Origin of the sequence: Notoacmeibacter marinus (assembly GCF_002238045.1) — a bacterium.
GTDB lineage: Bacteria > Pseudomonadota > Alphaproteobacteria > Rhizobiales > Rhizobiaceae > Notoacmeibacter > Notoacmeibacter marinus.
This window is the reverse complement of the sequence record NZ_NBYO01000001.1, coordinates 1,317,233-1,337,360: the sequence shown is the minus strand read 5'-3', so window position 1 is coordinate 1,337,360 and position 20,128 is coordinate 1,317,233. Positions and strand designations below refer to the sequence as shown.

The window sequence follows — 20,128 nt, the reverse complement described above, 5'->3', positions numbered from 1 at the left end:
TCAGGGATTGAACTTCATGACTGAGCGTTGGAAAGACGTCACCGAGCGGGCCGCAAACCACATTCTCATTCTCGACGGCGCGATGGGCACGATGCTCCAGCGCCAGAAGCTGGAGGAAGAGGATTTTCGCGGCACGCAATTCGTCGACTGGAAGTTGCCGCTGAAAGGCGACAACGATCTTCTGTCGCTGACGAAGCCGGAAGCGGTGGCGAAAGTCCACGACGCCTATCTGGAAGCCGGTGCGGACCTGATCGAAACCAACAGCTTCAACGCCACCACGATCAGCCAGGCCGATTACGGCCTGCAGGATCATGCCGGCGAGATCGCCGCCGCCGCCGCGAAGGTCGCCCGCCAATGCGCCGATGAATGGACGGAGAAGACACCGGACAAGCCACGCGCCGTTCTGGGCTCCATCGGCCCGCTCAACAAGACGCTGTCGATCTCACCCAAAGTGGAGGATCCCGGTTTTCGCGATGTCACCTTCGACGAGGTGAAAGAGACCTATCGCGGCCAGATCGACGCGATGTTCGACAATGTCGACGCGCTGCTGATCGAGACGATCTTCGATACGCTCAATGCCAAGGCCGCCATCCTTGCCGCGCAGGAGGCGTTCGATGCCCATGGCGCGGAAAAGCCGATTCTGATTTCCGGCACCATCACGGATCGGTCTGGCCGCACCCTCTCCGGCCAGACGCCGGAAGCCTTTTGGCTGTCGGTCAAGCACGCCAGACCCTTCGCGGTCGGGCTGAACTGCGCCCTTGGCGCCGACGAAATGCGCCCCCATATCGTGGCGATTTCCAAGGTCGCCGATTGTAGCATCCTGGCCTTCCCGAATGCTGGCCTGCCCAACGCCTTCGGCGAATACGACCAGAGCCCGGATGAGATGCAGGCGCAGCTCAAGCCATGGGCGGACGAAGGCTATGTCAACATTCTCGGCGGCTGCTGCGGCACCACGCCCGACCATATCCGCGCCATCGCCAAGGCCGTCGAGGCGACGAAACCTCACCAGCCGCCCCAAATCACGCCGACCCTTCGACTCTCCGGTCTCGAACCCTTCCAGATCGCGGTGAACGCATGAGCCAGACCGCCTCCACCCAGTTCGTCAATATTGGCGAGCGCACCAATGTCGCCGGCTCGGCGAAGTTTAAGAAGCTGATCGTCGATGGCCGGTTCGAGGAAGCGCTTTCCGTTGCCCGCCAGCAGGTCGAGAACGGCGCCCAGATCATCGACGTCAATATGGATGACGGCCTGATCGACGGCGCCGAGGCGATGACGACCTTCCTGCAGCGCATGGCCGGCGAACCCGACATCGCCCGCGTGCCGGTCATGATCGACAGCTCCAAATGGGAGGTGATCGAGGCCGGGCTGAAATGCGTGCAGGGCAAGGCCGTCGTCAATTCCATCAGCCTGAAGGAAGGCGAAGAACAGTTCCTCGAACAGGCCCGCAAGGTGAAGGCTTATGGCGCGGCGACCGTCATCATGGCCTTCGACGAGGACGGTCAGGCCGAAACGGCCGAGCACAAATTCACGATCTGCGAGCGCGCCTATAATCTGCTCGTCGACAGAATCGATTTCCCGCCGGAAGACATCATCTTCGATCCCAACATCTTCGCCGTCGCCACCGGCATCGAAGAGCACAACGACTACGCCGTGGCATTTTTCGACGCCTGCCGGCGCATCAAGGCCCATCTGCCCCATGCGCGGATTTCCGGCGGCCTCTCCAACGTCTCCTTCTCGTTCCGCGGCAACGAACCTGTCCGCGAAGCGATGCATTCGGTCTTCCTCTATCACGCCATTCCGGCCGGTCTCGACATGGCCATCGTCAATGCCGGGCAGCTGACGATTTATGACGACATCCCCGAAGAGCTGCGCGAGGCTGTCGAGGACGTCATCCTCAACCGCCGCGACGACTCGACCGACCGCCTGCTCGCCATCGCCGACAAATATCGTGGCGAAGGTGGCGCGAAGGCGCGCCAGCAGGACACGAAATGGCGTGAGCAGCCCGTGACCAAGCGTCTGGAACATGCGCTCGTTCACGGCATCACAGACTACATTGTCGAGGACACCGAAGAGGCGCGCCAGAAGGCCGAGCGCCCGCTCCATGTCATCGAAGGGCCGCTGATGGACGGCATGAACGTGGTCGGCGATCTCTTCGGCGCCGGCAAGATGTTCCTGCCGCAGGTCGTCAAGAGCGCCCGCGTCATGAAGGCCGCCGTCGCCTATCTCTTCCCATATCTGGAAGCGGAGAAGGAAGAGAGCGGCAATGCCGGCAAATCCAACGGCACCGTCCTGATGGCGACGGTGAAGGGCGACGTCCACGACATCGGCAAGAACATTGTCGGCGTCGTGCTGCAATGCAACGGCTACGACGTCATCGATCTGGGCGTCATGGTGCCGGCGGAAAGAATCCTGCAGGAGGCCAACGACAACAAGGTCGACATGATCGGCCTGTCCGGCCTGATCACGCCCTCGCTCGATGAGATGGTCGATGTCGCCAAGGAGATGCAGCGTCTGGATATGCGCATTCCGCTGCTGATCGGCGGCGCGACCACCTCATCGACCCACACTGCGGTCAAGATCGAACCGGCCTACGAGAACGACGCCGTGGTCTATGTGACCGATGCCTCGCGCGCGGTCGGCGTTGTCGGCCAATTGCTCGGCGAGCAGAAGGCCGGCTATGTCGCCCGCGTCCGCGACGAGAATGCAAAGGCCCGCGCCGCCCATCTGGATTCGCAGGGCAAGAAGGAACGCCTGACGCTCAAGGAAGCGCGGGACAACGCCGCAAAGCTCGATTTCGAGACCTACACGCCCCCCGCGCCGACCTTCACCGGCATTCGCAATTTCGTCGAGTACGATCTGGCCACCCTGCGCGAGCATATCGACTGGACGCCGTTCTTCGCGACCTGGGAGATGAAGAGCCGCTATCCGGCCATTCTGGAAAGCGAGAGCTATGGGCCGGCGGCGCGCGATCTCTTCCGCGACGCCAACGAGATGCTCGACAAGATGGTCGAGGAGAAGTGGGTAGAAGCCCGCGCCGTCATCGGTTTCTGGCCGGCCCGCCGCGACCAGGAAGACGATATCGCGATTTTCGAGGACGAAACCCGGCAGAACCGCATCGCGACCTTCCATGGCCTGCGGCAACAGATCCAGAAGCGGGGCAACAAGCGCCCCAATTACTGCCTTTCCGATTTCGTCTCTCCGACGGAAGACTGGATGGGCGGGTTTTGCGTCACGGCAGGCCTCGGCGAGGAGGTTCGCTCGAAAGCCTTCACCGCAGCCCATGACGACTACAACAACATTCTGTTCAAGGCGCTCTGCGACCGGCTGGCCGAGGCCTTTGCCGAACACATGCACAAGCGCGTCCGCCGCGAATTCTGGGGCTATGCGCCGGATGAAGCCCTCTCAAATGACGAGCTGATCGGCGAGAAATATCGCGGCATCCGCCCCGCGCCGGGCTATCCGTCGCAGCCGGACCATACGGAGAAGGCGACGCTCTTCTCGCTGCTGAACGCCACCGAGGAAGCCGGCGTCACGCTGACGCAGAGCTTTGCCATGCATCCGGCATCATCGGTCTCCGGCCTTTACTTCAGCCATCCGGACTGTGTCTATTTCGGCGTCGGAAAGATCGAGAAGGATCAGGTGGAGGATTATGCGCGGCGCAAGAAGATGGATCTGGCTGATATGGAGCGCTGGCTGGCGCCCATCCTCAATTACGATCGCTAGGAGGAGAACGTCATGCTGCGCTGGCTGATCTGGATTGCCATTTTCATTGCGGCGTTCGTTATCGCATCGTGGCTGTTTCGCCGCCGGCGCTGAACGCCGGACGAGCGAATGCTGTCATTGCCGATCCATCGGCGCGCAGCCCGGACCTCAGCGGGCCAGCGAGTCCATAAGCGCCTTGTTCTGACAGTAATCCGGCGTCGGCGCGTCCGCATCGCCCGTTTCCAGGAACTCGGCGCAGGCGTCGGCCTGACGGCAGCCCTGGCATCGGAACCATGCCGTGCGCAAAACGGAATCGGAAAGGCGAAGAATACGCTCATCGTCCAGCGCGCCTGTCCGGTCCATCATGGCGCCAACCAAGTCGCCATGCTTTTCGGACCTATTGAAAAAACCCATCGTGCCTCTCCCAACGCCTCTCGTAGGGTGAGAACTTAATCGCTCCTTGAGAATGAGCGTTTGATCTGAATCAACGAAACACGCATCATTGTTCACCGGCCAGCCGCGCCGCGGCTGATTCCGCCGACCGTCGAAAGGGACCAGACCTTTGAAAGGCCGTATCGAACTGCCGCCGCCGCCAGCTTTTGAGGTCACGGCAAAGACCTTCGTGCTGGTCAATCTGTTCGGCGTGCCGGCGCTCGCCTTCGTCTACAGCCTTCTGGCGAAAGGCGGTGCGCTGGCCGCCATGCCGCCCTTTGTCTTCGTCGTTCTGGCGTTGGCAATCGGCGTTGGCGTGATCGGCTACAATGCCTGGCTGACATGGCGCGCGAAACGCGCCGACGGATGGACGCCCGGCGTGTGGGCCATGGCGCTCTGGACTTTTGCCTGCGCCATGACGCTTCTCTTTTTCGGCTCGTTCTCGCCGATCAGCATGGCCCTCGCCTATGGCGGACTGTTCTGATCGACGAGGCTCGCGATCCTATTTCGGGGCCATGCGGATCGCGCCGTCCAGGCGGATCGTCTCGCCGTTCAACATGGGGTTGCCGATAATCGCTTCGGCCAGCTTGGCATATTCGTCGGGCTCGCCAAGGCGGCTGGGAAACGGCACCTGCTTGCCGAGACTGTCCTGCGCCTCCTGCGGCAGGCCGGCCACCATGGGCGTGCGAAAGATGCCGGGCGCGATGGTCATGACGCGAATGCCGTATCGCGCCAGTTCGCGGGCGAGCGGCAGCGTCATGCCGGCGACGCCGGATTTGGAGGCCGCGTAGGCCGGCTGGCCGATCTGACCGTCGAATGCCGCCACCGATGCCGTGTTGATGACGACGCCGCGCTCTTCGTCGAGGGGTTCGTTCGCGGCCAGCCGTTCGGCGAATTTGGCGGTCACATTGTAGGTGCCGATCAAATTGATGCCGACGACCTTGGCGAAGAAGTCGAGCGGCGTCGCTTTGCCTTCGCGATCGAGCATCTTCGAGGGCGTGCCGACCCCGGCGCAATTGACCAGGACGCGAGCCACGCCGTGTTTCTGCTCGGCTTCGGCCACGGCATCGCGAACGGCGGCGTCATCGCCGACATCGACCTTGATGAAATGACCGCCGAGAGCCTCGGCTTGCTTGCGGCCAGCCTCCTCGTTCATATCCAGCAGGGCGACGTTCGCACCGGCTTCGGCCAGGCGTTTCGCGGTCGCCAGACCGAGGCCCGAAGCGCCACCCGTCACCAATGCGGCCTGTCCTGAAATAATCATGAAATTCCTCCTCTTTTGTCTGCGGTCGGCTACGACATACAGGCCGAAATCCGCCTGGCAAACCATTTATCGTTGCAGCACATGCGCAATTTCTGGCCGTGCGGGACTTCGCACTCGTCGATAAGCACCCGGCGCGCAATTCATCCGGTTTAAATCAAATTTAAATGTCTTGCGGCATCCAATGGAACGAATGGTCTAATAGGAGATACGAATGCTCGCGAACATTGTTGGGCGATATAGTCTTCGCTTCAGCCTTTCGGCTCTATTTGCGGTATTGGCCGTTCTTGCCAGCGCGGTCGTCGGCACGGTCGGCTACATCCAGTCGGCGGGCGAGATGCGGCAGTCCATCGCACGCGAGCTCGGCCTCATCGCCAGCAACCAGGCTCAACTCGTCAACGATTACGAACAACGTCTCAACGAAGCCATCACCAATATGTCCGGCGGCGCGATGGTGCCCAACAGCCTGGCCGAACTTTCGATCGGCTTCAATGTCGAGCGCAAGCGGCAGGAGAACATCGACACGTTCCGCAATTCCGGCGCGACGCCGGAGGAACGCGCTCAGTTCGCCGGCCGCAACCGCAATGTCAGCATCTACGAATGGAAGCATTCCGAGGTGCACAATTCGCTTTTCAGCTATTGGAAGGATCTTGGTCTTTCGGATCTCTATTTGATCGATGACAAGGGCAACATCGTCTACACGGTCACCAAGTCCGAAGAATTCATGCAGAACCTTCAGGCGAGCGAATTCGGCTCGCTCAACCGGTTCTTCCAGTCCATCATGGCAGGCGAAGCCACCAGTCTGTCGAGCAAGGGGTTCGAACGCTTCCCCGTCGGCGGGCCTTCGCTTATCCTGGCGCACGGGGTTGAACGCAAATCCACCTTCGGCCTTGCCGAGGGTGAGGTCGCTCCGCCAATGGCGGTCGTCGCCTTTCGCGTTTCCGCGATCAAATTCTCCGAAATGTTCGCCAGGCAGCAGCTCGATCCTCAAAGCCGGTCGATCCTCATGACGGACGCCTCCGGCCAGGTTGTCGCCAGCAGCGATGGCCGCAAGCGCCCTGAGCCGCTCGATCTGTCGGCGCTGAAACCTGGCGACGATGGCATCAGCCATGGCCTTATCGAGGACACGCAGGGTTTCGGCACGTCGCTCGCGGCGGCCTCGGATGTCGATTTCGACGGCAGGACGTTCCATGTCATCACATTGTACGAACAGGATGCGGCCATGGCCGGTGTCAGCAATATGGGCCTGACCATGGCCGGTCTAACGCTGGCTGCCCTGATCCTCGTATCGATCACCGGCATGATCTTTTCCAATATCGTCGCCCGCCCGATCAACGTTCTGACCGAGGATATGCGCCGGCTTGCCGATGGCGATCTCCAGAACGCCGCCTATGATTACGATCTTCGCAACGAGATCGGTTCGATGGCGTCGGCCGTGGAGATCTTCCGCGAACAGGCGCTGGAAAAGCGTCGCATAGAGGGCGAAACCGAGCAGATGCGCAATCGGTCCGAAAGTGAGCGCGCCGAACGCGAGGCCGTGACCGCACAGGACAACGAAGCGCGCCGCCATGCGCTGGATACGCTCGGCACGGCGCTGAAAAGCCTTTCAGCCGGCAATATCAGCCATCGGATCGCCATGCCCTTCGCCGCCGAGTTCGACCAGCTTCGGCTGGACTATAACGAAGCGGCCGAAAAACTGGCCGATGCGCTCTATCAGGCCGCTCGCAGCGCCGATTCGATCTGCCTGTCATCGGCCGAAGTCAGCAATGCGGCGGGCGATCTGGCCAAGCGCACCGAAACCCAGGCCGCTTCGATCGAACAATCGTCCGATACCTTGTCGCAGATCGCTTCGAACGCCTCCGAGGTGGCCGGGCGAACCGATCAGGTGCAGTCGATCGTCAATCATGCCCAGAAGGAGGCAGCCGAATCGGCGGAAATCGTCGATCGCGCGATGAACGCCATGCGCGAGATCGAGGAGTCCTCCGATGAAATCACGCAGATCGTGAGCGTCATCAACGAGATCGCCTTCCAGACCAATCTGCTGGCCCTGAATGCGGGCGTGGAAGCCGCCCGCGCCGGGGATGCCGGCAAGGGGTTTGGCGTCGTGGCGCAGGAAGTGCGCGAGCTGGCGCAGCGATGCGGCGATGCGGCGGGCGAGATTCGCGGCCTGATCACCCGCTCCGTTGAGAAGGTGAAGTCCGGCTCCGTCCTCGTCAGCGATACCGGCGATACGCTGAAGCGCATCGTCAGCGAAGTGGCGGACATCAGCGAACATGTCACCGCGATCACTTTGTCCATGCGCAGCCAGTCCGACGGGCTGTCGCAGGTGAGCAGCACGATGCGGATGATGGATCAGGAGACCCAGAAGAACGCGGCCATCGCCGAAGAATCCACGGCCGGAAGCCAGGTTCTGGCCGGCGAGGCCGCCGCGCTCAACCGGCAATTGTCGCAGTTCGACGTTTCCGCCGCCGAGGAAATGGCATCAATCGCCGACGCGGCCTGATCGTCGCAAAGAACATGGTGCAAACGAAAAGCCCGGCCATCGCGCCGGGCTTTGTCGTTCAACGGCGATAAGCGGAGGCGGACCTTTACGCAAAGACGATCGTCTTGGATTCGTTCAGCATCACACGGCCCTCAAGATGCATCTTCACCGCTCGGGCCAGCACCCGGCTCTCGATGTCGCGGCCGGCGGCAACGAAATCCTCTGCCGTCATGGCGTGGTTCACCCGTTCGGTTTCCTGCTCGATGATCGGCCCCTCATCGAGCGCTGGGGTAACGTAGTGCGCCGTGGCGCCGATCAGCTTCACGCCACGCGCATGCGCCTGATGATACGGTTTGGCGCCCTTGAAGCTCGGCAGAAACGAATGGTGGATATTGATGATCCGCCCGAAGAGGCGGTTCGACAGATTGTCCGACAGAACCTGCATGTAGCGGGCCAGCACCACCAGTTCGGCTCCGCTTTCCTTCACCAATGCCAGTATCTTCTCCTCCTGCTGCGCCTTCGTCTCCTTCGTCACGGGCCAGTGATGATAGGCAATGCCTTCATAGTCCGCGGTCCGGCGGCTCTCCTCGTGATTGGAGACGATGGCGACCACTTCGGCGTTCAGCCATCCGACCCGGATCTGGTAGAGAAGATGCAGCATGGCGTGATCGAACTTGCTGACCATCAGAACGATCTTCGGCTTGCGGGCGGCGTCGAACACCCGCGTGCGCATGTCGAACCGGTCAGTCACCGGTTTCAGTGCGTGTTCGATGGCGTCGCGATCGACCGCCTCCGGCACGATCACGGCAAGGCGCATGTAAAAGCGGTTGGTGTGCCGGTCCCAGAACTGTCCGCTCTCGGCGATATTGGCGCCGGCGGCGGCCAGTTCGGTGGTCACGGCGGCGACGATGCCCACCTGGTCGGCGCAGGAAAGCGTGATGACAAACCGGTTCATATGCGCAAGGCCCGTTCGGAGCGGCAGGCGGCCCTGCCGGAAAATCTTGGCGCTTATAACGGGGAAGATCGCTTTGCGCCATGGTCGATACGCGTCATTTCCTGCGCCAAAACCGTCATGGCCGAACGAAAAAAGGCCGGCGCAAACCGCACCGGCCTTTCGTCTTGCGCCTGGCGCTCTCAGCCAAGCGTCGGCATGGTGAACTGGGCGTCGTCGCGAAGACCGCTCGGCCAGCGCGTCGTGGTGGTCTTGATCCGCGTATAGAAGCGCACCCCTTCCATTCCGTGCATGGCGTGATCGCCGAAGATCGAAGCCTTCCAGCCGCCGAAGGAGTGGAACGCCATCGGCACCGGGATCGGCACGTTGATGCCGACCATGCCGACCTCGATATCGTGGCTGAAAGCGCGCGCCGTATCGCCGTCGCGCGTAAAGATCGCCGTGCCGTTGGCGTAGTTGTGGCCGTGGATCAGATCGACCGCATCCTGATAGGAATCGCGCCGCACCATGGAAAGCACCGGCCCGAAGATCTCATCCTTGTAGATGCTCATATCGGGCGTCACATGGTCGAACAGCGTGCCGCCGACATAATAGCCGTTCTCGTAGCCCTGCTTGTCCTGCCTGAAGTCACGACCGTCGACCACGAGCCTGGCGCCCTCCTCGACACCCTTGTCGATATAGCCGAGCACCCGCTCCTTGGCTTCGCGCGTCACCAGCGGGCCCATCTCGGCCTCGCCATCGCTATAGGGGCCGATCTTCAATGCCTCGATCTTCGGGGTGAGCTTCTCGACCAGCGCGTCGGCGACCGCGTCCGTAACCGGCACGGCAACCGAGATCGCCATGCAGCGCTCGCCGGCCGAACCGAAGGCCGCACCCATCAGCGCGTTCGTCGCCATGTCGAGATCGGCATCCGGCATGATGATCATGTGGTTCTTCGCGCCGCCCAGCGCCTGAACCCGCTTGCCGTTCGCCGTACCCGTCGCATGGATATACTGCGCAATGGGCGTCGAGCCCACAAAGGAGATCGCTTTCACATCCGGGTGATGAAGCAGCGTATCCACCGCCTCCTTGTCGCCATGCACGACATTGAAGACGCCGTCGGGAAGGCCGGCCTCCGTCAGCCATTCGGCCAGCAGCATCGCGGCGGAGGGATCGCGCTCGGACGGCTTCAGCACGAAGGTGTTGCCGCAGGCGAGCGCCACCGGAAACATCCACATCGGCACCATGGCCGGAAAGTTGAACGGCGTGATGCCGGCCACAACGCCGAGCGGGTGACGCAACGCGTGCGTATCGATGCCGCCGCCCACCTGGCCGGAGAAATCTCCAATCAGATGGCTGGGCATGCCGACCGCAAACTCCACGACCTCGATGCCGCGCGTGACCTCACCCTTGGCGTCGTCCAGCGTCTTGCCATGTTCGGCGGAAATGGCGGTCGCCAGTTCCTCCATCCGGTCCCAGAGGATCGTCTTGAACTTGTCGAGCACGCGCACCCGGCGCAGTGGCGACAGCCCGGACCAGTCGGCAAATGCAGCCTTGGCGGAAGCGACGACCGTGTTCACCTCATCGGCACTGGCCAGGGGAACGGTCTTGTCGCTCTCGCCGGTTGCCGGGTTGAAGACAGGCTGGCTGCGGCCGGAAACGCTGGCAACGGTCTTTCCGTCAACATAATGGGGGATGGGGCTCATCAGGCTTCTCCATGAATGGTTGTGCCGCAGAGATGGAGCAAATCTTCTTGCATAACAATTCTGCCAAATCGATAATCGTTATGCAAAAAAGCATAATGACGACCCGATTTGACGGAGGGGATTGTTTGCGATGATGGATTGGAACGATGGCCGCCTGCTGCTGGCCGTGGCGCGCTCCGGCACGATGCTGGATGCAGCCCGCACGCTCGGCCTCAATCAGGCTACCCTCTCCCGCCGGCTGACCGCGCTGGAGACATCGATAGGAACCTCGCTTCTGGTCCGGCGGACGACGGGTTGCACTCTGACGGAAGCCGGTCGAACGCTCGCTGACGCCATGGAGCGGGTCGAGAACGAGTTCCTCCAGACGCAGGCCGCCCTGACGGAAGGCGGCGAAAGCCCGTCCGGCACGGTGCGAATTGGCGCGCCGGATGGCTTCGGCCACGCTTTCATCGCGCCCCGTCTCGATGCGTTCGCCTCGGCCTGTCCCGATCTGCAGATCCAGCTCGTGCCGGTGTCGCAGACATTCTCGCTATCCAAGCGGGAAGCCGATATCGCGGTCACGCTGGGCCGGCCCCAATCGGGCCGTCTCATTGCCCGAAAGCTCACCGATTATACGCTCGGCCTCTACGCCTCACCCGACTACCTCGCTCGCTTCGGCGTGCCGGGCGGACGTGACGATCTGCTCGACCATCGCCTGGTCGGCTTCGTCGACGATCTGGTGTTCTCGCCCATGCTCGCCTACGCGCAGGAGTTTCACCCGAACTGGCGCTCCACCATCGAAGTCTCCAGCACGATGGGCCAGTTCGAGGCGGTTCGCGGCGGTGCGGGCATCGCTGTCCTTCACGACTTCATGGCTGCCGGACGCGACGATCTCGTTCGTCTTCTTCCGCACCTGTCGACGCGCCGCGATTACTGGCTGATCCATCATCAGAGTCTACGGGGGCTGGCCCGTATTCGCGCGGCATCGAATTTTCTGATCGGTGAAGTAAAGGAAGCGTCGGACCTCTTCGTCCGACAGCCCGAAACGCGATAAGGCCGGGCGGGTAGAAAAGCGCCCGATGCATAACACATCGGGCGCAAATTATCCGGCGTCGGGGCAGTGACGCCGAATGGCCGTGACAACCATCCAGAAAGCGACCCGAAGGCTGCCTTCCAAGTCATCTAGACCGGTCTAATTTAGCATGTTTTGATTTATGAGCAAGGACAAATTTCCTCTCGTGGTGAATTTTCCCTGCAAATTCATTGATATGTACGCACATTGCAGACAGAGCGGAAAGGCCCGGTTTCTGTCGTCAGACCGCAGCCCGTGTTCCGTCGATCCATTTTCTGGTGCGCGCTTCCGGGTCTTCGTGATGGGTGATGTCCGTGACCACAGCGGCTATATCCGCTCCGGCAGCGAAGAGGTCCGGTAAGCGTTCCACCGTGACCCCGCCAATGCCGACCAGCGGCAGACCGCCGATCCGCCTTTTCCATTCGCCGACTTTCGGCAGACCTTGCGGCGACCACGGCATCTTCTTCAGCTTGGTCTCCCAAACGGGGCCGAGCGCAACATAGTCGGGCTGTGCTGCCAGTGCTGTTGTCAATTCAGCCTTGTCATGAGTCGAGATGCCAAGCCTCAAGCCTGCTGCGCGAATGGCTGGTAGATCGGCCTGCGCCAGATCCTCCTGGCCCAGATGCAACCAGGCGCATTGCTCCTCGATGGCGAGGCGCCAATAATCGTTGATGACCAGCGTGCAGTCATGGGCGATGCAGCAGGCCTTGGCGCGGCGGATATGCTCGCGCAGTTCGTCGTCGCTCATCCCCTTGCAGCGCAACTGCACCAGCTTCACGCCAACCGGCACAAGCCGCTCGACCCAGTCGGCGTCGTCCACGATCAGATAGAACGGATCGAGCGCCGTCTGCATGGCTTCGCGGCTCATAGCATCGCCTTTCCGAAAACCGGCGTCGAGGGCACCGCCATGTCGCGCGGATCGAGCGGGTCCGCCTGCCGCCCGAGGGCGCCGGCTTCCACCGCGAGCGCCATGGCCTTCGCCATACCGACCGGATCGCCGGCCCCGGCCACCGCGCTGTTCAGCAGAACGGCATCGTAGCCCAGTTCCATCGCCCGCGCCGCATGGCTCGGCAGGCCGATCCCGGCATCGACGACCAGCGGCACGTCCGGGAAATGACCGCGCAACGAGCGCAGCCCGTATTCATTGTTCAGCCCGCGCGCGGTGCCGATCGGCGCGCCCCAGGGCATCAGAACTTCGCATCCGGCAGCCAGCAGCTTATCGGCGATGACGAGGTCTTCGGTGCAATAGGGAAAGACCTCGAACCCATCCTCGCTGAGGATGCGCGCAGCCTCGACCAAAGCGATCACATCGGGGCAGAGCGTGTCGTTCTCGCCAATCACCTCCAGCTTGATCCACGGCGTGCCGAACACTTCACGCGCCATGTGCGCCGTTGTGACGGCCTCCTTCACCCCATGGCAGCCGGCCGTGTTGGGCAGAACGCGCACATCCAGCGCCTTGATGAGATCGAAGAAGGCCTGCCCGGCCCCATCCGCCCCTTCCCGGCGCAGCGAGACGGTCACGACGTCGACGCCCGCGGCGCGCACCGCATCTTCCAGCACCTTCGGCGATGGATATTGGGACGTTCCGAGAAAGAGGCGCGAGGCCGGTTCGAAACCGTAGAAGCTTGTCATGATTGTGCCTGTCAGCCGCCCTTCATCGGCGCGAGGATTTCGATCCGGTCGCCATCGGCGAGCGCAGCGCTCTTCCGCTCGTCCTTCGGCACGAATTCGCCGTTCAGCGCCGTGGCGACCAGCCTGTCCGCATAGTCCATCTCAGCTAAAAGCGCGGCGAGATCGCTCGCCTGCGCCTCACGCGCTTGCCCGTTGACGATCAGTTTCATGCAGAAACTCCACAGTTTGGCCGGCCAGCAGCCCGGCAACATCCTCCGCGAGCGCAGGCGAGAGCAGGAAGCCGTGGCGGAAAAGGCCGTTCGCGTGGATCACCCGTCCGTCCTGAACGATGCGCGGTAGATTGTCCGGGAAGGCGGGCCGCAGATCGGCGCCGGTTTCCAGCACCTCGGCTTCGGCAAAGGCAGGATGCAACGCATAGAGCGCGTTCAGAAGGTCGACCGTGCCCTGCGCGGTGATCGGACCGCGCCGCTCGCTTTCCACCTGTGTCGCCCCGACCATGAAACGCCCATCGCCGCGCGGCACGATGTAGCAGGGAAAGCGCGGATGCAGCAGACGCACCGGGCGCGACAACGCAACATCGTGCGTCTTCACCACCAGCATCTCGCCGCGAACTCCGCGCAGGTCCGCCAGATCGGCCTTCGCGCCCATACCCCGGCAATCGACCACCGTGCCGCCGAACGATGCGATCTCGCCGGAAAGATCGGTCTCGTATTCGATAGTCACGCCTTGGGCGGCAAGCCGCGCCATCAGGCTCACCATCGCTTCGCGCGGATCCAGATGGCCCTCATCGGCGAAGAAGAGAGCCTTGGAGAACCGCCCGGCAAGATCGGGCTCCAGCGTCGCAATGTCCTCCCCATCGAGCCATTCGAACGCCTCGGTCCGCCGTGCAAAACGCGTCAGTTCGGCGGTATCGCGACCCGGCGCGACCACGAGCGAGCCCATGCGTTTCACGCAGGCCCGTTCGGCCCACCATTCGATGGCCGGCAGCCCGCGCCGCTTGACGATCTCCTCCTGCGTCGCCGCCTCGATCCACGGCGACAGCATCGCGCCGGAATACCAGCTGCAGGTGTCGGCGCCGAAGCCGGACGCGCGATCGATGACGCGCACGGTGTGCCCGGCTTCGACAAGGGTCAGCGCTGTGACGAGGCCGGCAACGCCGGCCCCGGCGATAAGAACGGTCATTCGGCGGGCGTCTCCGTCTTGCCATCCAGTTCCGCCACTTCTTCCGGCGTCATGTAGAGATCGCCGCCCTGCCTGTATTTCTCCGCCATCTTCTCCATGCCCTCCTTCTGCGCTTCGGCGCGGATGTCGTGGCTGATCCGCATGGAGCAGAATTTCGGCCCGCACATCGAGCAGAAATGGGCCACCTTGTGCGCTTCCTTGGGCAGCGTGGCGTCGTGAAACGCGCGCGCCGTGTCGGGGTCGAGACCCAGATTGAACTGGTCCTCCCAGCGGAACTCGAACCGCGCGCGGGACAGGGCATCGTCGCGGATCTTTGCCGCCGGATGGCCCTTGGCGAGGTCCGCCGCATGGGCCGCGATCTTGTAGGTGATGACGCCGGTCTTCACATCGTCGCGGTCCGGCAGGCCGAGGTGCTCCTTCGGCGTGACGTAGCAGAGCATCGCCGTGCCGAACCAGCCGATCATTGCCGCCCCGATGGCGGATGTGATGTGGTCGTAGCCGGGCGCGATGTCGGTCGTCAGCGGTCCGAGCGTGTAGAACGGCGCCTCGCCGCACACTTCGAGCTGCTTGTCCATATTGGCCTTGATCTTGTGCATCGGCACATGGCCGGGGCCTTCGATCATCACCTGGCAGTCCTTCGCCCAGGCGATCTTGGTCAATTCGCCTAGCGTTTCCAGCTCGGCGAACTGCGCCGCGTCGTTGGCGTCGGCAATGGAGCCGGGACGAAGGCCGTCGCCGAGGCTGAACGAGACGTCATAGGCGCGGCAGATGTCGCAGATCTCGTCGAAATGCTCGTAGAGGAAGCTTTCGCGGTGATGGTGCAGACACCACTTCGCCATGATCGAACCGCCGCGCGAAACGATACCCGTCACGCGATTGGCGGTCAGCGGCACGTAATGCAGCCGCACGCCCGCATGGATGGTGAAATAGTCGACGCCCTGCTCGGCCTGCTCGATCAGCGTGTCGCGGAACACTTCCCAGGAGAGGTCCTCGGCAACGCCGTTCACCTTTTCCAGCGCCTGATAGAGCGGCACCGTGCCGATCGGCACCGGCGAATTCCTGATGATCCAGTCGCGGATATTGTGGATGTTGCGGCCCGTCGACAGGTCCATCACCGTGTCGCCGCCCCAGCGGATCGCCCACACCATCTTCTCCACCTCTTCGGCCATGGAGGAGGTGACGGCGCTATTGCCGATATTGGCGTTGATCTTGGTCAGGAAGTTGCGGCCGATGATCATCGGCTCCAGCTCGGGGTGATTGACGTTGGAGGGAATGATCGCCCGCCCCCGCGCGATCTCCTCGCGCACGAACTCCGCCGTCACGAAATCGGGAATCGCCGCGCCGAAATCCTCGCCATCGCGCTCCAGCGCCGTCTTGGCCTTTTCGCGGCCGAGATTTTCGCGGATCGCGACATATTCCATCTCCGGCGTGATGATGCCGGCCTTCGCATAGGCCATCTGCGTGACGGCCTTGCCGTCCTTGGCAATGAACGGCTTGTTGCGAACGGGAAATTCCGGCGTCAGCTTGTCGCCCTTGGCAAAGCCGTTATCCTCCGGCTTCACCTCGCGGCCCTCGACCTGCGTGCAGTCACCCCGCGCCGCGATCCAGGCTTCGCGATGACGCGGCAGCCCGGCGCGAATGTCGATCAGCGCGTCGGGATCGGTGTAGGGGCCGGAGGAATCGTAGACCGTGACCGGCGGCTCGCCCGCCGTCGGATGCACCGCGATCTGGCGCATCGGCACCGCGATCTGCGGATGATGCTCGCCCTTGGCGAACACCTTGCTGGATGCCGGTAGCGGCCCTTGGGTAACTTCGGGGGTGACAGGCTTGACGACGTTCATGGCGCGCTCCTCGGCTTCGCAGCATGGCGATCCGAAGAAACGAAACGGAAGGAAAGGGAAACCGGACGAGAAAGGCCGGGTTGGAAAGGTCCGGCTGCGATGTTCGACGTCCGTCTCGCGCTCCCTCCGCCGGTGTCAGCCGGATCAGGTTCGAAGGGTCGCCGCGCCGCGCATCGCTTTTGGGCAATTGCGCTTATCGGCCTCTCAGCTCCTCGGCACGGTTGGCGCCGGTGGAGCCCCCCTGGCTCTATGCCTTAAGAGATACGCGCGCCGCGCCCGTTGCGCAAGGGGTGCTTCCCCGACGGCGGCTTCCGCGCCGAACGGCAGGCCCCGCCCGCCCGCGCTCAGGAGACGCTGTCGGTCAGGCCCGTTACGCCGTCCTGGCTGGCGCAATGGGCGCAGCAATAGACGGTGTCGCCCTTTTCCACGCCATGGCCGATCACCCGGCAGCCGCAATGCGCGCAGTTCGGCGCCAGCTTCTGGATGGCGCATTCGAAACTGTCGAAAGTGTGGGTCTGCCCGTCCATCGTGACCTGAAAGGCCCGTTCGTAATCGTTTCCGCAAAGGTCGCACTGCGCCATGATGTCTCTCCTCGCTCGAATGGTTCGGACGAACAATCCGCGCGGCGAGGGAATGGTTCCGGGTGAGCGACGCTGAACGTTTCCCTCGCCCCATTGGGGAGAGGGATAGGCAGGCACGGCGAGGGCCCACCGAGCCGATGCCGCACTTGGGTGAGGGGGTGAGGCGCGGTCGGCCGCAGGCCGATCGGAAGCCAACGATTTGGCTCGCGAAGCAACGAACGCCCGGCGCGCCGGCGACGGTCGAACGCCGAGGCGCAGGAAGGGCCGACGCCCACCTCCCCCTTGATGGGGGAGGTCGGAGCGAAGCGACGGGTGGGGGTGCAGGCTAAAAGCGTCTCTCGCCCCCCCCGGACCTTTGGTCCGACCCTCCCCACGTCGGGGGAGGGTGTGCACGTCACTCTCTCCCCTTGCGGGAGAGATGTCGGCGCAGCCGACAGAGAGGGGGCAACCACGGCGCAAACCCCTTCATCCAACGTCGCCATCGATCCGCTTCAGACACGACGCCGCCCACCTCCCCCTCCGATGGGGGAGGTCGCGGCGCAGCCGCGGGTGGGGGTGACAATGCGACCGTGTCCATCCCCCACCCGGATCGTCTTCGCTTCGCTCGTCTCTCCGACCTCCCCTCAAGGGGGAGGTGAAACGCTGCACGCCACCGCGTTCCCTCTACCCTTTGGGGGTCCGCAGGACGGGGAGCGATGCTGAACGTTTCCCTCGCCCCATTGGGGAGAGGGATAGGCAGGCACGGCAAGGCATAGCCGAGCCGATGCTGCACTAGGGTGAGGGGATAGACGTGCTTTGAAAGAGCGTCACCCTCCCAACAACAGAAGCTATCTTCGTGCCCGACCCGAGAATGACGAGGCGTCGGCGCTGGACCCCTTCCGCTCCGCTCGGACAAAATCGGTCTTGGCGCTTATCAAACTGAGAAAGAAACTCAAAAAAGCATAAAAGACCAGAAGTGAACTCGCCTTCATCTCTCAAATGAACAATCTAGTATTTTTCTGATCGACCGCGTGCTATATATCGCAAAAATTGCCTCCATTATCATCATATACACGGGCAATACGGCGAGTATAGATATGATAAAGAACACCCCTTTCGATATCGACAATTCCATCAGTATTGTAGTTGCTATAAAGCCGAGTGAGTTGGCACCAGCTATGTAAAACGAGTAGCGCGAAAGCCTCGTTGATCGTCGCTCGTCAGACGCTTTCAGACCCTCGACCCTTCTTATTGCTTTACCTAGTTCACTTTTTAAGGTTTCGTTACGCTGTCGATCTAGCGTTTCAAAGCGATTATTAGCGCGCGTGATCACCTCCGCCACCGTAGCGATACGTATCTGTGTAGCGGTCGGAAAAGCTAAGCCTGCGCCAATTCCTATTGCTAGAGCTGGCTGCAGCTGTAAGATAGGTACTGCTTCGCTGGGGGAAATCATGCCGGAGTTTCTTGCCGATAGACTGGTACAGGCGGCTGAGTTACGTGGGTATACAACAGATGAGCTTCCCGCAGTTGGAGGATTTTCACCTGCGCGTTTGCCAGCCATTCTAAATGGTGATCGAAGCCCAACAGCCCGACAAATTAGAACGTTAGCGGAGCAACTAGCAGTTTCGCCTGTGTTTTTCTTTTCTAAGCGTATGCCGCCGCCGGAAATTGATTTGGTTGATTTCCGGTCGGCGGACCCAGCTCCTTTTAGGTATCGTAAAAATACAAAGTTGATCGCTCGTCAACTGAAATTTGCTAGATTCATAGCCGGCCTTAGGGCGCGCGTGAAGGAAAATGTTGCGTCCTCACCACCTCAGAGGGATGACGGTGAAAGTGCACCTGAACTTTCAGAGAGAATTAGGAAGTTGCTATCCATTGATGACATATCCAGCATATCCTCTGATCGCCGCGATTATTTTAGAAATTTGCGATCAGCAATCGAAAGTCAGGGAGTAATAGTTGTTATAGACCACAATATTGAAGAAAACATCGATGGTTTTGCCTATTCCTCTGATCATGAAAATCTCCATTTCGTATACATAAATACCAGAAGTCGCAGCGACGGTAGAAAAAACTTTACTCTTTTGCATGAGTATGGACATATTCTTAATAGAAAATCCGGCGTTTCCAATGATTATCAGAGTGATAATAGATTCGAGAAATTCAACAACATTTTCGCTGCGGAGACCTTGATACCTGTCGGTCAGTTAAATCGCTTCATCGCAGATCAAGGATTTGATTTTGATAAATCCAAGGATAACAGTTATATAGTGAGGCGTATAGCTGATCGTTTTCATACATCTTATAGCGCAGCTTACTGGAAATGCGCCGAAGAAGAATTGATTTCTCAGGAGGAGGCCCGGGCTTTTATATCGAATAATCGGGGTAGAAATAGTCCAGACTCAGAGAAAAATAAACAAGGAGGAGGGCCAGAAGATGGTCCCGATCAAGGTGTAATTGCCCGAGCGCTCATTGGCAATTTTGCAAGTGACATTATTGCACGATCAATTCGTTCGGGAGTTGCTTCACCGATTGAAATTTCAGAAGCAACAGGTCTTTCAAAGGTTAGGATTAACGGAATAGTCAAAACCTTCGTGGAGGTTGATAGATGACGTTGGTATTGGAGCCTGAGGCGCTTGAGAGTTTTTCCGATTGCCACACCAATCAATGCGTGCATGAAGCTGCTCAAGGCGGAAGTCCTGTTCTTTGTTCAACCGACGAAGGGATGTTACGTAAGTACGATGCCGAGATGGTTGATGCAGCTCTAGCCTACGGTGTTCTGGTGGAAAGCCCAACTCTCGATGATTATAAGCTTGCGGGGGATAAAACGGACGAAGCCATCGCGGCAAATCAATACCGACATGGCGAGAATGACGATCATCTTTTCAAGCACTGTATTGCAGTAAGAAAAGGTGGCAACGTTCTTGAAATCCAAGATAGTTTTATGGCGAAGCGTAATCAGATTCTGTCTGAAGTTTTTGGCAATGGCATTACACGATGCAGTAAATTTCCACCTTATAAGATGATAGATCCCTGATCGGGAGAGTTCGCCCAGAGATTTGAACAAGGGTTTATAGCAATTCGGGATGCCAAGGAGTTTGAATTTGCCCTCTCGATTGGGATGCGGACACCGTGCGAAGTATCGTATCTTCGAAAATTGCTACCAGAACCTCTTTTTTTTTATTACTATGCGGACGTGGCGTGGCTTCGTTTGCTTATCACCATCGGCACGACGGAATAGGTGGCGCGGATTCTGTGATTCCGTTCGAGGCTTTTTTTTAGATCATCCTATCCACCCCCTCCCAACCTCCCCTACAATCCCCACCAGCCGCCTTTTGGAGCAACGGG

General features: G+C 60.8%; 15 protein-coding genes and 1 pseudogene. 6 read left to right on the top strand and 10 right to left on the bottom strand.

Annotation, left to right across the window (positions count from 1 at the left end):
* The first annotated feature begins 16 nt into the window (after positions 1–16).
* Positions 17–3,723: pseudogene (gene metH / locus B7H23_RS06400) on the top strand (methionine synthase).
* Between the two features lie 147 nt (positions 3,724–3,870).
* Here the strand turns inward: metH and B7H23_RS06395 are convergent.
* Positions 3,871–4,116 (bottom strand): DUF6455 family protein, encoded by a 246-nt coding sequence (locus B7H23_RS06395; RefSeq protein WP_094076475.1) that lies wholly within the window; start codon positions 4,114–4,116, stop codon positions 3,871–3,873.
* A gap of 148 nt (positions 4,117–4,264) precedes the next feature.
* Here B7H23_RS06395 and B7H23_RS06390 point away from each other — a divergent pair, with 148 nt between their 5' ends.
* Complete coding sequence (locus tag B7H23_RS06390; RefSeq protein ID WP_094076474.1) at positions 4,265–4,618, top strand: hypothetical protein; 354 nt, start codon at positions 4,265–4,267, stop codon at positions 4,616–4,618.
* A gap of 18 nt (positions 4,619–4,636) precedes the next feature.
* Here the strand turns inward: B7H23_RS06390 and B7H23_RS06385 are convergent, their stop codons facing one another.
* Entirely contained in the window at positions 4,637–5,398 is a 762-nt protein-coding gene (locus B7H23_RS06385) for an SDR family NAD(P)-dependent oxidoreductase (protein ID WP_094076473.1), read from the bottom strand.
* Positions 5,399–5,609: 211 nt separating this feature from the next.
* Here B7H23_RS06385 and B7H23_RS06380 point away from each other — a divergent pair, with 211 nt between their 5' ends.
* Positions 5,610–7,898 (top strand): methyl-accepting chemotaxis protein, encoded by a 2,289-nt coding sequence (locus tag B7H23_RS06380; RefSeq protein WP_094076472.1) that lies wholly within the window; start codon positions 5,610–5,612, stop codon positions 7,896–7,898.
* Between the two features lie 85 nt (positions 7,899–7,983).
* Here B7H23_RS06380 and purU read toward each other — a convergent pair whose 3' ends face one another.
* On the bottom strand, positions 7,984–8,832 hold the full coding sequence (gene purU, locus B7H23_RS06375) for a formyltetrahydrofolate deformylase (RefSeq protein ID WP_094076471.1): 849 nt from the start codon (positions 8,830–8,832) through the stop codon (positions 7,984–7,986).
* A gap of 179 nt (positions 8,833–9,011) precedes the next feature.
* Complete coding sequence (locus B7H23_RS06370; protein WP_173861887.1) at positions 9,012–10,514, bottom strand: CoA-acylating methylmalonate-semialdehyde dehydrogenase; 1,503 nt, start codon at positions 10,512–10,514, stop codon at positions 9,012–9,014.
* A gap of 133 nt (positions 10,515–10,647) precedes the next feature.
* Here B7H23_RS06370 and B7H23_RS06365 point away from each other — a divergent pair, with 133 nt between their 5' ends.
* On the top strand, positions 10,648–11,547 hold the full coding sequence (locus B7H23_RS06365) for a LysR family transcriptional regulator (RefSeq protein ID WP_094076922.1): 900 nt from the start codon (positions 10,648–10,650) through the stop codon (positions 11,545–11,547).
* A gap of 259 nt (positions 11,548–11,806) precedes the next feature.
* Here the strand turns inward: B7H23_RS06365 and B7H23_RS06360 are convergent, their stop codons facing one another.
* From B7H23_RS06360 to B7H23_RS06335, 6 genes are all read right to left on the bottom strand, one after another.
* Entirely contained in the window at positions 11,807–12,433 is a 627-nt protein-coding gene (locus B7H23_RS06360) for a thiamine phosphate synthase (protein ID WP_240534988.1), read from the bottom strand.
* The gene (locus B7H23_RS06355) at positions 12,430–13,197 is read right to left on the bottom strand and encodes a thiazole synthase (protein WP_094076469.1); all 768 of its coding nucleotides are present in this window, start codon (positions 13,195–13,197) and stop codon (positions 12,430–12,432) included. The genes B7H23_RS06360 and B7H23_RS06355 overlap by 4 nt, the downstream gene beginning before the upstream one ends.
* Before the next feature lie 11 nt (positions 13,198–13,208).
* Positions 13,209–13,406 (bottom strand): sulfur carrier protein ThiS, encoded by a 198-nt coding sequence (gene thiS / locus B7H23_RS06350; RefSeq protein WP_094076468.1) that lies wholly within the window; start codon positions 13,404–13,406, stop codon positions 13,209–13,211.
* Positions 13,375–14,379, bottom strand: coding sequence for an FAD-dependent oxidoreductase (locus tag B7H23_RS06345; protein WP_094076467.1), 1,005 nt, complete (start codon positions 14,377–14,379; stop codon positions 13,375–13,377). The genes thiS and B7H23_RS06345 overlap by 32 nt, the downstream gene beginning before the upstream one ends.
* Complete coding sequence (gene thiC / locus B7H23_RS06340) at positions 14,376–16,220, bottom strand: phosphomethylpyrimidine synthase ThiC (RefSeq protein WP_094076920.1); 1,845 nt, start codon at positions 16,218–16,220, stop codon at positions 14,376–14,378. The genes B7H23_RS06345 and thiC overlap by 4 nt, the downstream gene beginning before the upstream one ends.
* Positions 16,221–16,564: 344 nt before the next feature.
* Positions 16,565–16,801 (bottom strand): hypothetical protein, encoded by a 237-nt coding sequence (locus B7H23_RS06335; RefSeq protein WP_094076466.1) that lies wholly within the window; start codon positions 16,799–16,801, stop codon positions 16,565–16,567.
* 1,430 nt (positions 16,802–18,231) lie between these two features.
* Between B7H23_RS06335 and B7H23_RS06330 the strand changes: the two genes are divergently transcribed.
* Positions 18,232–19,392: a helix-turn-helix domain-containing protein gene (locus B7H23_RS06330; RefSeq protein WP_094076465.1), complete on the top strand. Its 1,161-nt coding sequence runs from the start codon at positions 18,232–18,234 to the stop codon at positions 19,390–19,392.
* Entirely contained in the window at positions 19,389–19,817 is a 429-nt protein-coding gene (locus B7H23_RS15860; RefSeq protein ID WP_143534730.1) for a hypothetical protein, read from the top strand. Before B7H23_RS06330 ends, B7H23_RS15860 begins: the two co-directional genes overlap by 4 nt.
* Positions 19,818–20,128 lie beyond the last annotated feature (311 nt).